The organism is Serratia sp. YWN4, assembly GCF_055790845.1.
The window spans coordinates 1,037,672-1,050,358 of record NZ_CM147696.1; the positions used below are offsets into that span (position 1 = coordinate 1,037,672).

A 12,687-nucleotide genomic window follows, 5' to 3' on the forward strand; every position below is an offset into this window, starting at 1 on the left:
GCGGTGGCGATGCACTCGCGTCGCCACTGTCTGCCAGCTATGCTAAACTCTGCGCCTTTCCTCCGGCAACTGACCTGAAAACTATGAAACACACCGTAGAAGTAATGATTTCCGAGCAGGAAGTTAAGACCCGTATCGCTGAACTTGGCCGCCAGATCACCGAAGATTACCGCGACAGCGGCAGTGATATGGTGTTGGTCGGGTTGTTGCGCGGTTCTTTCATGTTCATGGCCGATCTGTGCCGCACTATTGAGGTGTCGCACGAGGTCGATTTTATGACCGCCTCCAGCTATGGCAGCGGTATGTCCACCACGCGCGATGTGAAGATCCTGAAAGATCTGGATGAAGACATTCGTGGCAAAGACGTGTTGATCGTTGAAGACATCATCGATTCCGGCAACACGCTGAACAAAGTGCGCGAGATCCTGGCGCTGCGCGGGCCGAAATCCCTGGCGATCTGTACGCTGCTGGATAAACCGGAGCGCCGCGAAGTGGATGTGCCGGTGGAATACGTCGGTTTCGCGATCCCGGACGAATTCGTGGTGGGTTACGGTATCGATTATGCCCAGCGTTATCGCCATCTGCCGTATATCGGCAAAGTGGTCTTGCTGGACGAATAAGCGATCTGGCACAAGGCGCGGTAGCCGCGCCTTGCTGGCAGGTTATAAGCCTTTGTCCTGCAACAGTGTGGCTATTGCCTTGCGGTAGCCCATCTCCAGGCTTTCGCGGCTGGTGGCGGTCACTTCCAGGTCGCGCAAGCGGCCGTCCTGAATCCCGTATACCCAACCGTGAATCATCACTTTCTGGCCGCGTTTCCAGGCGGACTGCATGATGGTGGAATGGCCCAGGTTATAAACCTGTTCGATCACGTTGATTTCGCACAACACATCCAAGCGCTGTTCCGGCTCCAGTTCGCCCAGCAGTGAACTGTGTTTGTACCAGAGATCGCGGATGTGCAGCAGCCAGTTATTGATCAAACCCAGTTCCGGGTTTTCTACCGCCGCTTCTACGCCCCCACAGCCCAGGTGGCCGCAGATGATGATATGCTCAACTTCCAGTACGTCGACGGCATATTGCACCACCGACAGGCAGTTCAGGTCGGTATGGATCACCAGGTTCGCCACATTACGGTGTACGAACAGTTCCCCTGGTTCCAGGCCGGTCAGGCGTTCAGCGGGAACGCGGCTGTCGGAACAGCCAATCCATAAGAATCGCGGCTTTTGCGCCTGTGATAAACGTTCAAAAAAGCCGGGGTCTTCCTGATTGATGGTGTCGGACCAGGTATGGTTGTTGGCGATGAGCCTTTCGATTTCTTTCATGGCGGTTATTGGCCTGTAATGAACGAATTGCGTTGATGTAATATATGGCAAGCGTCACAATTTGGAAATCGGAACAGTGAGGCTAATTTTTCGCACGGATTCGACGTAGTCAGAATGCGGCTGATGGTAAACTCGCTCTCATTGTCAGACACAGCAGCATACACATCTCCACAAGGTACTCTCTAACCTATGAATTATGCACTGGAAATAGCGCGGTTGACCAAAACTTACGCGGGTGGCGTAAAGGCATTGCGCGGTATCGATCTGAACGTCGAGGCGGGGGATTTTTATGCCCTGCTGGGGCCGAACGGCGCCGGAAAATCGACAACCATCGGCATTATCAGCTCACTGGTCAACAAGACCTCAGGCACCGTGCGAGTGTTTGGTTACGACATCGATAAAGATATCGTTAACGCCAAACGTCAGCTTGGGCTGGTGCCGCAAGAATTTAACTTCAACCCGTTTGAAACGGTGCTGCAAATTGTGGTCAACCAGGCGGGTTATTATGGCGTAACGCGGCGCGAGGCGCAGGTGCGGGCAGAGAAATACCTCAATCAGCTCGATCTGTGGGGCAAGCGCAATGAGCGGGCCCGTATGCTCTCCGGCGGCATGAAACGCCGCCTGATGATCGCTCGCGCCTTGATGCACCAGCCGAAGCTGCTGATTCTGGATGAACCGACCGCCGGGGTGGATATTGAACTGCGCCGCTCCATGTGGGGGTTCCTGAAAGAGCTGAACGCCCAGGGCACCACCATCATCCTGACCACCCACTATCTGGAAGAAGCAGAAATGCTGTGCCGCAATATCGGCATTATCCAAAACGGTGAACTGGTGGAAAACACCTCAATGAAAGAGCTGCTGGCGAAGCAGCAGTCAGAGACTTTTATTCTCGATCTGGCAGCGAAAAGCCCATTGCCGAAGCTTGACGGTTACCCTTGCCGCTTGGTGGATACCTCCACGCTGGAAGTGGACGTGATGCGTGAGCAAGGGCTGAACGGTTTGTTCACTCAACTGAGTGCGCAAGGTATTCAGGTGTTGAGTATGCGTAACAAGGCTAACCGGTTGGAAGAGCTGTTTGTCACCCTGGTTAACGGTAATGGGGAAAAATCATGATGCATTTGTATTGGGTGGCGTTGAAGAGCATCTGGGCCAAGGAGATTAACCGGTTTACGCGTATCTGGATCCAGACTCTGGTTCCGCCGGTGATCACCATGACGCTCTATTTCATTATCTTTGGCAACCTGATTGGTTCGCGTATCGGTGAAATGCACGGTTTTGATTATATGCAGTTTATCGTTCCCGGTCTGATCATGATGGCGGTGATCACCAACGCCTATGCTAACGTGGCGGCGTCATTTTTCAGCGCCAAGTTCCAGCGCAACATTGAAGAGTTGCTGGTTGCTCCGGTTCCTACCCATGTGGTGATTGCCGGTTATGTTGGTGGGGGCGTTGCGCGTGGTGTTTGCGTGGGCATCCTGGTGACGGTGATCTCGCTGTTCTTCGTTCCGTTACAGGTACATGCCTGGTGGGTGATCGCGGTGACGCTGCTGCTAACGGCGATTCTGTTCTCTCTGGGCGGCCTGCTTAACGCAGTGTTTGCCACCACGTTTGATGATATCAGCCTGATCCCGACCTTTGTGCTGACGCCGCTGACCTATCTGGGCGGGGTATTTTACTCGCTGACGTTGTTGCCGCCGTTCTGGCAGGCGGTATCGAAACTGAACCCGATCGTCTACATGATCAGCGGTTTCCGCTTTGGTTTCCTCGGTATTTCCGATGTGCCGTTGGTGTTTACCATGGCGGTACTGGTGGCCTTTATCCTGGTGTTCTACGCGCTGGCCTGGTATCTGATCGAACGCGGCCGCGGTCTGCGCTCTTAGTGGGAGCCGGTTCCCTCTCTCTTCCGCTTGCGGAGAGAGAGGTTTGTTTGATCTGACACAGCTACTAACGAAATCTATAGAATTGCATTAATAACCCCTTTCTCTCCGTTCTAAAAATCGTGTTATGCTGACGCTCCACATTTTCTCCATTTTTCACTATGTACTCGTAAGCAGAGCAAATCATGCGGCCTCAACATAAAATAGCGGTGATGCTACTCGGCATTTTTATGTCGTTGATAGCACCGGCAGCGTTGGCGAATTTGCTGTCGGAAGGCGGCGCTGTTAAACCTGAATACATGGAAGTGCAACGCGATAGCGAAGTTTATTCGCTGATCGGTGAGCATGTTATTCCGGTGGGGGAAGTGAAGCGGGGGCAACTGCTTAAGGTGTTGCCTGCGGCTGCGGAATACTATGAATTCAAGTTTGGTCACGGTACCGGTTTTATTGATAAAAATGATGTGCGGGGCACCAGTAAATCGCGAAAAAAGATGAAGGACGATTTGGGGGAACTGAATAAGCCGCTGACCAACCAGAACCTGATTACCCCCCGGCCACTCAACGTTTACACTGCCGCTGATAATCAAAGTGAAGTCTTCGGCGTGCTCGAAGAGAACCTGCGTTACCCGATCATTGGCAAGCTGAAAGACCGGTTGAATAACACCTGGTATGAAGTGAATATCGGCGAACGTCTAGGATATGTCAGCGAACTGGATGGCGAGATCGACACCGGGATCCCGGTACTGACCTATCACCATATGCTGAAGAACGAAGAGAACAAGCGTTTCCGCAATACCTCAACCACCACTTCAGACGTTGCATTCAGTAACCAGATGACCTACCTGAAGCAGGCGGGTTATGACACTATTTCTCTCTATCAGCTGGAAGCCTATCTGAATAATCAGATTAACCTGCCGGGCAAAGCGGTGGTGCTGACTTTCGATGACGGGTTGAAATCGGTGTATCGCTATGCCTATCCGGTGCTGAAGGCCTACGGCTTCCGTGCGACGGCGTTTGTCATTTCTTCGCGGATCAAACGTCATCCACAGAAATGGAACCCAGATGCGTTGCAGTTTATGAGCATTTCTGAGCTGAAGGAAATTCAGGATGTGTTTGATATCCAAACACATACTCATTTCTTACACCGGTTGGACAATAAGCGTCGGCCGATTTTGCTGAGCCGCTCGCTGCATAATATTGAATTCGATCTTGAGCGTTCAAGGCGTGCGTTGTCGCAATTTAATCCGCATGTGCTGTATCTGGCGTATCCGTTTGGTGGTTATAACCAGAATGGTATTCAAGCGTCAAAAGATGCCGGGTTGCATATGGCGCTGACCACCGTGCAGGGGAAAGTGAAGCTCGGGGATAATCGATATACGTTGAAACGGTTATATATTCTGCGCACTGATTCCATTCCGACCATGGCGGAGCGGATTGCCAACAAGCCAGGCAAGCTGGTAACGCAATAAAGAAAAAACCGGGTGCAGAAGCGCCCGGTTTTAAGCCGTTGCGGGTTTCAGGCAACCTGAACCGGCACCGCTTTCGCTTTACGTTGCAGGCGGTTTTCGCCTTCAAAGTAGGCGACTTTAGGATGATGTTGGCGAGCATCGGCGTCGCTCATCTGCACATAGGAACAGATGATCAGTTTGTCGCCCACGCAGGCGCAGCGGGCCGCGGCTCCGTTCACCGAGATAATGCGTGAGCCACGTTCAGCGGCGATGGCATAGGTGGAGAAACGCTGACCGTTATCAACGTTGTAAATATCGATGGCTTCATATTCCAGAATCCCTGCGGCTTCCAGAAAATCCTGATCAATGGCGCAGGACCCTTCATAATGCAAGTCAGCCTGAGTCACTTTCACTCGATGCAGCTTGCCTTGCAACATAGTACGTATCATGGCTTTACCTAACTGAATATCGGCCTTTTCAGGCGACCGGGGTTGAATATTCCTTGCAAGGTCTATCGTCACCAATAAACTCGCTCAGTCTACCGCTAACCAGCTAAAAACGGCAATGAGCGTACAAAAAATAGCTTAGAGTGTGAGATCAACCTGCTGATTATCGATCAGGCGCGCTTTGCCTAACCAGGCTGCCATCAGCACTACCGCGCGGCGGCTTTCCACGTTGAGCGGTTGCAGGCTGTCGGCGTCACGGATAAACAGTTCGTCCGGCGTAAAACCGGCGACGCGCAGCTGCTCTGCGGTCTGCTCCAGCAATGCGTCAATCTGGCGTTCACCGTTACTGAGTTTATCTGCCAGTTCATGCATGATCTTGCAGAGCTGGGGGGCGATTTTACGCTCTTCAGCACTCAGATAGCCGTTGCGTGAGCTGAGCGCCAGCCCGTCTTTGGCCCGCACGATCGGCACACCGACGATGCCGATGTCATAACCCATATCCGCGACCATTTTGCGGATCAGCGCCAGTTGCTGGTAATCCTTCTCACCGAAGCAGGCCAAATCCGGTTGAACCAGGTTGAACAGCTTGCTGACGATGGTAGAAACACCGCGGAAATGCCCAGGGCGGCTGGCACCTTCCAACATGGTGGAAATGCCAGGGACATCAACGTAGGTCTGATCGTGCAGCCCTTGCGGATAAACTTCCGCCGGTGCCGGGGCAAAAACCAGATCAACATTACGACGGTTCAGCTTTTCGCAGTCTTCCTGTAGCGTGCGCGGATAGCGCGCCAGATCGTCCGGGCGTTCAAACTGCATCGGGTTAACGAAAATACTGACCACCACCACATCGGCACGGGCGCGCGCCTCTTCAACCAGCGTCATATGGCCTTCGTGCAGGTTGCCCATGGTGGGCACCAGCACGATGCGCTTGCCCTCCTGTCGCCAGCGCCGAATCTGTTGGCGCAGCAACAGCAGGGTTTCGATGATTACCATTGCATAACTCCTCGATCTCTTTTTTATTTCTGCTCTACACCGGCAGTGAGATCATGCTGTTAATTAAAAGAGTGCTCTTCACCGGGATAGGTGCCTTGCTCGACTTCCTGAATATAGAGCTGCACGGCGCTGCGGATATCGCCGCTCTGTGCCAGGAAGTTTTTGGCGAATTTCGGCATATGGCTGCCAGTGATCCCCAGCGCATCATGCATCACCAGAATCTGGCCATCGGTAGCATTACCGGCACCGATACCGATCACCGGGATCGACAACGCTTCAGTGACCTTGCGTGCCAGGGCGGCAGGAACGCATTCCAATACCAGCAGTTGTATGCCAGCCAGCTCCAGATTTTGCGCGTCTTCCAACAGCTGTTTGGCCGCCAGTTCATCACGGCCCTGAACCTTATAGCCGCCAAACACGTTGACCGACTGGGGGGTTAAACCGAGGTGACCACAAACCGGCACCGCGCGTTCGGTGAGCATTTTCACCGTTTCGTACAGCCAACTGCCACCTTCCAGCTTGACCATGTTTGCACCAGCTCGCATCAGCTCGGCCGAACTGGAAAACGCCTGTTCCGGGGTGGCATAACTCATGAAGGGGAGATCGGCCAGCAGCAGGCAGGCTGGTGCACCACGGCGCACGGCGCGGGTGTGGTAGGCGACGTCGGCGACGGTCACGGGCAACGTGGAGTCGTGGCCCTGCAACGTCATGCCCAGCGAATCGCCAACCAGCATCACTTTGATTCCTTGCTCTTCAAACAGCCGAGCAAAGCTGGCATCGTAGGCGGTAATGGTAGCAAACTTGCGTTGCTCCTGTTTCCACTGGCGTAAATGGCTCACGGTGGTGGGTTTCATCACAACGTCTCCTGAGAATAGCCGCGCAGCACAGGGCTGCGGTACGGGTGCAAAGTGCTGACATTCTACTGTAACCCTTCCGGGGTGGGTAGCACCGATCATGATGCTTAAGAGGTTCTTAAGAACCTTGTGATGTAATGAACAGTGAAAACTAAAAGGGGATCGCATGAGAATTCTGCTGATTGAAGACGATAAACTGATTGGTGATGGCATCAAAGCCGGGTTAACCAAGCTGGGGTTTAACCTCGACTGGTTCACCGATGGAGCGATCGGCAAAAATGCGCTGGAAAGTGCCCCCTATGATGCGGTGATCCTCGATCTCAGCCTGCCGGGCCTTGACGGGCTTGAACTGCTGCGCCAGTGGCGCCAGGCCGGGCATGACGTACCGGTATTGATCCTGACGGCGCGCGATGCCCTGGAGCAGCGGGTTACCGGCTTACAGAGCGGTGCCGATGATTACCTGTGCAAACCCTTTGCCTTGGCGGAGGTGGCGGCGCGTTTACAGGCGTTGATCCGCCGTCGCCATGGCCAACTGACTCCGCAACTGGTACACGGCAATGTCATATTCGACGTGGCAGCCCGCACGGTAAGCCGCAACGGGGATGCCGTAACGCTGACCCCGCGGGAGCTGGCGGTACTGGAACTTTTTATTAACAACAAAGGGCGCGTGCTGGCACGACCGTTGATTCAGGAAAAACTGTATAACTGGGACGATGACGTGAGCAGCAACGCGGTTGAAGTGCATATACATCATTTGCGGCGCAAGCTGGGCAACGGTTTTATCCGCACCGTACATGGTGTGGGCTATACGCTGGGGGATGCGGAGTGAAACGTTTGAGCCTGCGGTTGCGCCTGATCCTGATTTTCAGCCTGTTGGCGTTATTCACCTGGTGTTCCGCCAGCGTGGTGGCGTGGATGATGACGCGTAACAAGATTAACGAAGTCTTTGATACCCAGCAGATGCTATTTGCCAAAAGATTGGCCACGACCAATCTGGGCGATCTGCTGGCCAATCAGGATGCACGCAGCCTGCCGAAGACCAAAAAAATCTTGCGCCATGGCAAACGTGGTGAACAGGAAGATGATGCGTTGGCGTTCGCCATCTTCTCCCGCGAAGGCAGAATGCTGCTCAACGATGGCGAAAACGGCGAAGATTTTCTGTTTGACGGTGAGCATGAAGGTTTTATCGACGGCCAACGCAAGGGTGACAATGACAGTTGGCGCTTATTGTGGCTGACCAGCCCCGATGGGCGCTACCGCATTGTGGTCGGCCAGGAGTGGGATTATCGGCATGAGATGGCGCTGGGAATGGTGACGGGGCAATTGATCCCCTGGCTCGTGACGTTGCCGCTGCTGATGCTGCTGATTGCCCTGATGGTTGGGCGCGAACTGCGGCCGTTGAAGACCGTGGCCGCTAGTCTGCGACAGCGTGCTCCAGATGATGCTACAGCGCTGAACGGCCAGCAGGTGCCGACCGAAGTCCGCCCACTGGTGGAGGCGCTTAACGCGCTGTTTGCGCGCATTAGCGCCATGCTGGTGCGTGAGAGGCGCTTTACCTCAGATGCCGCCCATGAACTGCGCAGCCCGCTGGCCGCGCTGCGGGTGCAGACGGAAGTGGTGCAGTTGGCGGGCGACGATGAACAGATGCGGCAACATGCGGTGGAAAACCTGACGATCGGTATCGATCGCGCCACGCGGCTGGTGGATCAACTGCTTACGCTGTCGCGGCTGGATTCGCTTTCCGATCTGGGTGAGTTGGAGCAGGTTGATTGGCAGCAACTGGTGCCGATGGTGCTGGCAGAACAGGACCGTTACGCCCATGCAGCAGGCGTCACACTGCGTTATGAGCAGCAAGGGATGCCACCGCAGCCGTTGCCAGGCCAGTCGCTGCTGCTGTCACTGCTGGTGCGTAATCTGGTGGATAACGCCGTGCGCTATACGCCCGCAGGTGGCACGATCAGCGTCACGCTCAGTTCGCAGCAGTTGCAGGTGGAAGATAATGGCCCTGGGGTCACGGTGGAACACTTGGCGCGGCTGGGTGAGCGTTTTTATCGCCCGCCGGGGCAGGAACAGATCGGCAGCGGGCTTGGGCTGTCAATCGTGCAGCGAATTGCCAGCCTGCATGGCCTGCGGGTGAGTTTTGCTAATCGGGCTGAAGGGGGATTTTCTGTAACGGTAATGTTCTAGAGATGCCAGGCTATCGATGCCACAGCTCCATGCCGTTGCTTGGCACTCGTTTAAGGCAAGCGGCCAAGGTTTCCCCGTCAGGGAAAACCAAGTCAGGCGCTATTTCGGCCAGCGGGTAGAGCATAAATTCGCGCTCTTTCAGGCCGTAATGGGGCACCGTCAGACGATCGGTATCAATCACTCGATCGCCATACAGCATGATATCCAAGTCCAGCGTGCGCGGGCCCCAACGCTGATCTTTACGCACACGGCCCTGATTGCGTTCTATCGCCTGGGTTTCATCGAGCAGTTGTTCCGGTGGCAGCAGAGTATCCAGTGCCACCACCGCGTTGAGAAAGTCCGGCTGGTTTTGTGGCCCCAGCGGCTTGGTGCGGTAAAACGACGAGCAAACGATCAATCGGCTACGAGGAAGATGTTCCAATGCCTCCAGCGCAGTGTTCACCTGTTGCAGCGGCTGCGCCAGATTGCTGCCCAGCGCGATATAAACGCGGATCATCATGCCCCGTCTTTACTACTTGGAGCCCTGCGGCGCGGGCGGCGCTGACGCGCACGGCGTGGTGCGGGATCGTCACCCAAGGTACTCAACATGTTTTTCTGCACTGCCGCAGTGGCATCCTGGAATTGGTCCCACCATTCGGCAAGGCGCAGCATTTCCGGGTTGTTCTCTACTTGTGCGCGCAGTGCCAGCAGATCGTAAGCCGCCCGGAATTTTGGATGCTCCATCAGCTTGTGCGCACGCTTGCCCTGGCGGCGGGAAAGGCGCAGCTGCAATTGCCAGATATCGCGCACCATCGTCGTGATGCGCTTAGGGATGGCCAGTGAACGGCACTCTTCGTCCAGCACATCGTTCATGGCTAGCGCAAACGCGTCGTAGTAGGCTAACCCGCTTTCCTGTGCCAGTTTCTGCGCGTGCTCCAGCAGCGGATACCACAGCATGGCGGCAAACAGGAACGCCGGGTTAACGCGCATGTCGTTTTGCAGACGGTGATCGGTATTTTTCAGTACCTGCACCAGAATGCGCTCCATCGGCGTGTCGTGATTCGGCGTAAAGTGCCGTGCGATCAGTGGGAACAGCGGTTGGAACAGCTGGTATTCACACAGCTTGAGGTAAGTTGGGTAACCAAAACCGGACTGCAACAGTTTCAGCGACTCTTCAAACAGGCGCGCAGGCGGGATCTCATGCAGCAACGACGCCAAGCGCGGGATCGGCTCGGCGGTTTCAGCGCTGAGGGTCATATCCAGCTTGGCGGCGAAACGAATGGCACGCAGCATGCGCACCGGATCTTCGCGATAGCGGGTTTCCGGATCGCCAATCAGGCGGATCACGCCCTGTTGCAGATCGTTCAGACCGCCTACATAGTCACGCAGGGTGAAGTCCGCTACGCCGTAATACAGGCTGTTGATGGTGAAATCGCGGCGCTGGGCATCTTCTTCGATCGAACCGAAGATGTTATCGCGCAGCAGCATGCCGTTCTGGGCCTGCTGTGATGAGTTCTTGTCTGATTCCGGGGTCTGTTCGTGATGGCCACGGAAAGTGGCAACTTCAATAATTTCCGGGCCGAACATCACGTGTGCCAAGCGGAAACGGCGGCCAACCAAGCGGCAGTTGCGAAACAGTTTACGTACCTGCTCCGGTGTGGCGTTGGTGGTGATATCGAAATCTTTCGGCTTTTTGCCGAGCAACAGATCGCGTACGCCGCCGCCGACCAGATAGGCTTCATAACCGGATTTATTCAGGCGATACAGCACTTTCAGCGCGTTCTCGCTGATGTCTTTACGTGAGATCGAATGCTGTGCGCGTGGGATCACGGCCATTGAGCGCGTCCCTTCAGCGGCAGGCAATGGCGGGCGTTTGTGCGCCGCCGGGCGGCGAGCAGAAGTCTCTCTACCGTTATCGGCAGTGCGCTGTGGCGCGGCTTGCTGCTGCTCTGCGGGGGCACTTTCTTCGCGGACTGGGTTTTTATCGTTGTCCGGCGCATCATCGCGGGTCAACTTGTCATCGCGGATTAGTACCTTACGGCAGAAATTGGCTACTCGGGTAAAAATGGTACACCTCGATAGTGACGGATCAAAATGGCGCTAACAAAAAAATAGCGGCTAATCATAGCTCACCATGGCTCCTTTGAGAATGCTGTTGTGTTTTCGCGCAGGGGCATAGCTAACCGGCGCGGCACATTCTCCCATTGCCAGTGTTGGATTGCCCAGCCCAATAATAACGGCAGATCAAGATCTTGCCAGCTTTCTGGCAGTGGCTGGTGCAAAAACTTCAGCGCTTCAACCAATATCGGGCGCGGATCGCCAGTAGGCAGCGCCGGGGCGTGGTTTTGCTTCGATAGCTTAATCCCATTCGCGCCCAGCGCCAGCGGTAAATGGAGATAAGCCGGAACCGGCGCTTGTAACTGATGATAAAGCGCAATCTGGCGCACGGTGGGTTCGATCAGATCGGCCCCGCGCACAATCTCGGTCACGCCCTGGAAATGATCGTCGATCACCACCGCTAAATTATAGGCAAACAGGCCATCGCGGCGGCGGATGATAAAATCCTCCTGTGCTAATGCCGGATCTGCCCGCAATTCACCCTGCAACCGATCGTGAAACGCAAATACCGGTGCCGATTGGCGTAAGCGGATCGCCGCACCCTGTGGGCCCAGCTGCAAACTGCGGCAGTGGCCGTCATACAAACCACCGATCTGCTGGATACGGCTGCGGGTACAGGTGCAGTAATAGCTGAGATCCTGCTGCTGTAGCCAGTCAAGCGTTGCGCGGTAGGCTTCTTGGCGTTGGGATTGGTAGATGATCTGGCCGTCCCAGTGGAGGCCATAGTGCTCTAAGGCAGATAAAATACGGGCGGCGGCTCCGGCGACTTCACGCGGAGGATCGATATCTTCAATACGTACCCGCCATTGCCCGCGTTGGGCACGAGCCTGGAGGTAGCTTCCCAGAGCGGCAATCAGCGAACCGAAGTGCAGATCCCCGGAAGGCGATGGGGCAAAACGCCCCACATAATGACTTTCTAACATATCAGAAGGGAGTGGTTCCCTTGGTTCTGTGCGGCGCGCGTAGTGAGCACGCGCCGCCAACGATAACAACTGATTAGCCGGCCATCTGCTTTTCGCGGATTTCGGCCAGCGTCTTGCAGTCGATGCACAAATCGGCAGTCGGACGCGCTTCAAGGCGGCGAATACCGATCTCCACGCCGCAAGATTCGCAGTAGCCGAAATCTTCGTCTTCTACTTTCTTCAGCGTTTTCTCGATCTTTTTAATCAGTTTGCGTTCACGGTCGCGGTTACGCAATTCGAGGCTGAACTCTTCTTCCTGCGCGGCACGATCGACCGGGTCTGGGAAGTTGGCAGCTTCGTCTTGCATATGCGATACGGTACGGTCTACTTCGTCCCTGAGCTGGTTGCGCCATGCTTCAAGAATGCGCCTGAAATGCGTCAGCTGAGCGGCGTTCATATACTCTTCGCCCGGCTTCTCTTGGTACGGCTCCACCCCAGCGATGGCGAGAATGCTCAAGGACGAGGTTTTACGGGTTTGCCCTTCTTGCATATTGCTTCTCCTAC

The 12,687-nt window shown here is 55.2% G+C and carries 14 protein-coding genes; 6 read left to right on the forward strand and 8 right to left on the reverse strand.

All coding sequences use genetic code 11. The features are described from left to right. The first annotated feature begins 83 nt into the window (after window positions 1–83). Window positions 84–620 (forward strand): hypoxanthine phosphoribosyltransferase, encoded by a 537-nt coding sequence (hpt, locus tag ACX9GT_RS04865; protein ID WP_459399878.1) that lies wholly within the window; start codon window positions 84–86, stop codon window positions 618–620. Between the two features lie 42 nt (window positions 621–662). Here hpt and can read toward each other — a convergent pair whose 3' ends face one another. Further along, window positions 663–1,319 carry a carbonate dehydratase gene (gene can, locus ACX9GT_RS04870; RefSeq protein ID WP_459399877.1) on the reverse strand — a complete coding sequence of 219 codons (657 nt, stop codon included), beginning with the start codon at window positions 1,317–1,319 and terminating at the stop codon, window positions 663–665. A gap of 189 nt (window positions 1,320–1,508) precedes the next feature. On the opposite strand from can, the gene ACX9GT_RS04875 reads away from it, so the two are divergent. From ACX9GT_RS04875 to ACX9GT_RS04885, 3 genes are all read left to right on the forward strand, one after another. Further along, on the forward strand, window positions 1,509–2,432 hold the full coding sequence (locus ACX9GT_RS04875; protein WP_473190075.1) for an ABC transporter ATP-binding protein: 924 nt from the start codon (window positions 1,509–1,511) through the stop codon (window positions 2,430–2,432). Then, a complete protein-coding gene (locus ACX9GT_RS04880; protein ID WP_473190076.1) occupies window positions 2,429–3,199 on the forward strand; it encodes an ABC transporter permease in 771 nt (256 codons plus the stop codon). The genes ACX9GT_RS04875 and ACX9GT_RS04880 overlap by 4 nt, the downstream gene beginning before the upstream one ends. A 182-nt stretch (window positions 3,200–3,381) precedes the next feature. Beyond that, window positions 3,382–4,665 carry a polysaccharide deacetylase family protein gene (locus ACX9GT_RS04885; RefSeq protein WP_473190077.1) on the forward strand — a complete coding sequence of 428 codons (1,284 nt, stop codon included), beginning with the start codon at window positions 3,382–3,384 and terminating at the stop codon, window positions 4,663–4,665. A 47-nt stretch (window positions 4,666–4,712) separates the two neighbouring features. On the opposite strand, the gene panD is transcribed toward ACX9GT_RS04885, so the two are convergent. The 3 genes from panD to panB form a co-directional block, all read right to left on the reverse strand. Then, a complete protein-coding gene (gene panD, locus ACX9GT_RS04890) occupies window positions 4,713–5,093 on the reverse strand; it encodes an aspartate 1-decarboxylase (RefSeq protein ID WP_459399873.1) in 381 nt (126 codons plus the stop codon). Window positions 5,094–5,228: 135 nt separating this feature from the next. Further along, window positions 5,229–6,083, reverse strand: coding sequence for a pantoate--beta-alanine ligase (gene panC, locus ACX9GT_RS04895; protein WP_473190078.1), 855 nt, complete (start codon window positions 6,081–6,083; stop codon window positions 5,229–5,231). Between the two features lie 59 nt (window positions 6,084–6,142). Continuing rightward, window positions 6,143–6,937, reverse strand: coding sequence for a 3-methyl-2-oxobutanoate hydroxymethyltransferase (panB, locus tag ACX9GT_RS04900; RefSeq protein WP_473190079.1), 795 nt, complete (start codon window positions 6,935–6,937; stop codon window positions 6,143–6,145). A 166-nt stretch (window positions 6,938–7,103) separates the two neighbouring features. Between panB and qseB the strand changes: the two genes are divergently transcribed. After that, window positions 7,104–7,766, forward strand: a complete 663-nt coding sequence (qseB, locus tag ACX9GT_RS04905) for a quorum sensing response regulator transcription factor QseB (protein ID WP_473190080.1) — start codon at window positions 7,104–7,106, stop codon at window positions 7,764–7,766. Next, a complete protein-coding gene (qseC, locus tag ACX9GT_RS04910) occupies window positions 7,763–9,124 on the forward strand; it encodes a quorum sensing histidine kinase QseC (protein ID WP_473190081.1) in 1,362 nt (453 codons plus the stop codon). Before qseB ends, qseC begins: the two co-directional genes overlap by 4 nt. A 10-nt stretch (window positions 9,125–9,134) precedes the next feature. On the opposite strand, the gene folK is transcribed toward qseC, so the two are convergent. The 4 genes from folK to dksA all read right to left on the reverse strand — a co-directional run bounded on the left by folK (window position 9,135) and on the right by dksA (window position 12,673). Beyond that, complete coding sequence (folK, locus tag ACX9GT_RS04915) at window positions 9,135–9,620, reverse strand: 2-amino-4-hydroxy-6-hydroxymethyldihydropteridine diphosphokinase (RefSeq protein WP_473191509.1); 486 nt, start codon at window positions 9,618–9,620, stop codon at window positions 9,135–9,137. Beyond that, window positions 9,620–11,170, reverse strand: coding sequence for a polynucleotide adenylyltransferase PcnB (gene pcnB / locus ACX9GT_RS04920; RefSeq protein WP_473191510.1), 1,551 nt, complete (start codon window positions 11,168–11,170; stop codon window positions 9,620–9,622). Before pcnB ends, folK begins: the two co-directional genes overlap by 1 nt. A 62-nt stretch (window positions 11,171–11,232) precedes the next feature. Next, the gene (gluQRS, locus tag ACX9GT_RS04925; protein WP_473190082.1) at window positions 11,233–12,144 is read right to left on the reverse strand and encodes a tRNA glutamyl-Q(34) synthetase GluQRS; all 912 of its coding nucleotides are present in this window, start codon (window positions 12,142–12,144) and stop codon (window positions 11,233–11,235) included. Between the two features lie 73 nt (window positions 12,145–12,217). Then, window positions 12,218–12,673, reverse strand: a complete 456-nt coding sequence (gene dksA, locus ACX9GT_RS04930) for an RNA polymerase-binding protein DksA (RefSeq protein ID WP_459399867.1) — start codon at window positions 12,671–12,673, stop codon at window positions 12,218–12,220. Window positions 12,674–12,687: the final 14 nt, after the last annotated feature.

Coding starts and splice junctions, on each gene's coding strand:
- hpt (WP_459399878.1), top strand. CDS start 84: ATGAAACACACCGTAGAAGTAATGATTTCCGAGCAGGAAGTTAAGACC.
- can (WP_459399877.1), bottom strand. CDS start 1,319: ATGAAAGAAATCGAAAGGCTCATCGCCAACAACCATACCTGGTCCGAC.
- ACX9GT_RS04875 (WP_473190075.1), top strand. CDS start 1,509: ATGAATTATGCACTGGAAATAGCGCGGTTGACCAAAACTTACGCGGGT.
- ACX9GT_RS04880 (WP_473190076.1), top strand. CDS start 2,429: ATGATGCATTTGTATTGGGTGGCGTTGAAGAGCATCTGGGCCAAGGAG.
- ACX9GT_RS04885 (WP_473190077.1), top strand. CDS start 3,382: ATGCGGCCTCAACATAAAATAGCGGTGATGCTACTCGGCATTTTTATG.
- panD (WP_459399873.1), bottom strand. CDS start 5,093: ATGATACGTACTATGTTGCAAGGCAAGCTGCATCGAGTGAAAGTGACT.
- panC (WP_473190078.1), bottom strand. CDS start 6,083: ATGGTAATCATCGAAACCCTGCTGTTGCTGCGCCAACAGATTCGGCGC.
- panB (WP_473190079.1), bottom strand. CDS start 6,937: ATGAAACCCACCACCGTGAGCCATTTACGCCAGTGGAAACAGGAGCAA.
- qseB (WP_473190080.1), top strand. CDS start 7,104: ATGAGAATTCTGCTGATTGAAGACGATAAACTGATTGGTGATGGCATC.
- folK (WP_473191509.1), bottom strand. CDS start 9,620: ATGATCCGCGTTTATATCGCGCTGGGCAGCAATCTGGCGCAGCCGCTG.
- gluQRS (WP_473190082.1), bottom strand. CDS start 12,144: ATGTTAGAAAGTCATTATGTGGGGCGTTTTGCCCCATCGCCTTCCGGG.
- dksA (WP_459399867.1), bottom strand. CDS start 12,673: ATGCAAGAAGGGCAAACCCGTAAAACCTCGTCCTTGAGCATTCTCGCC.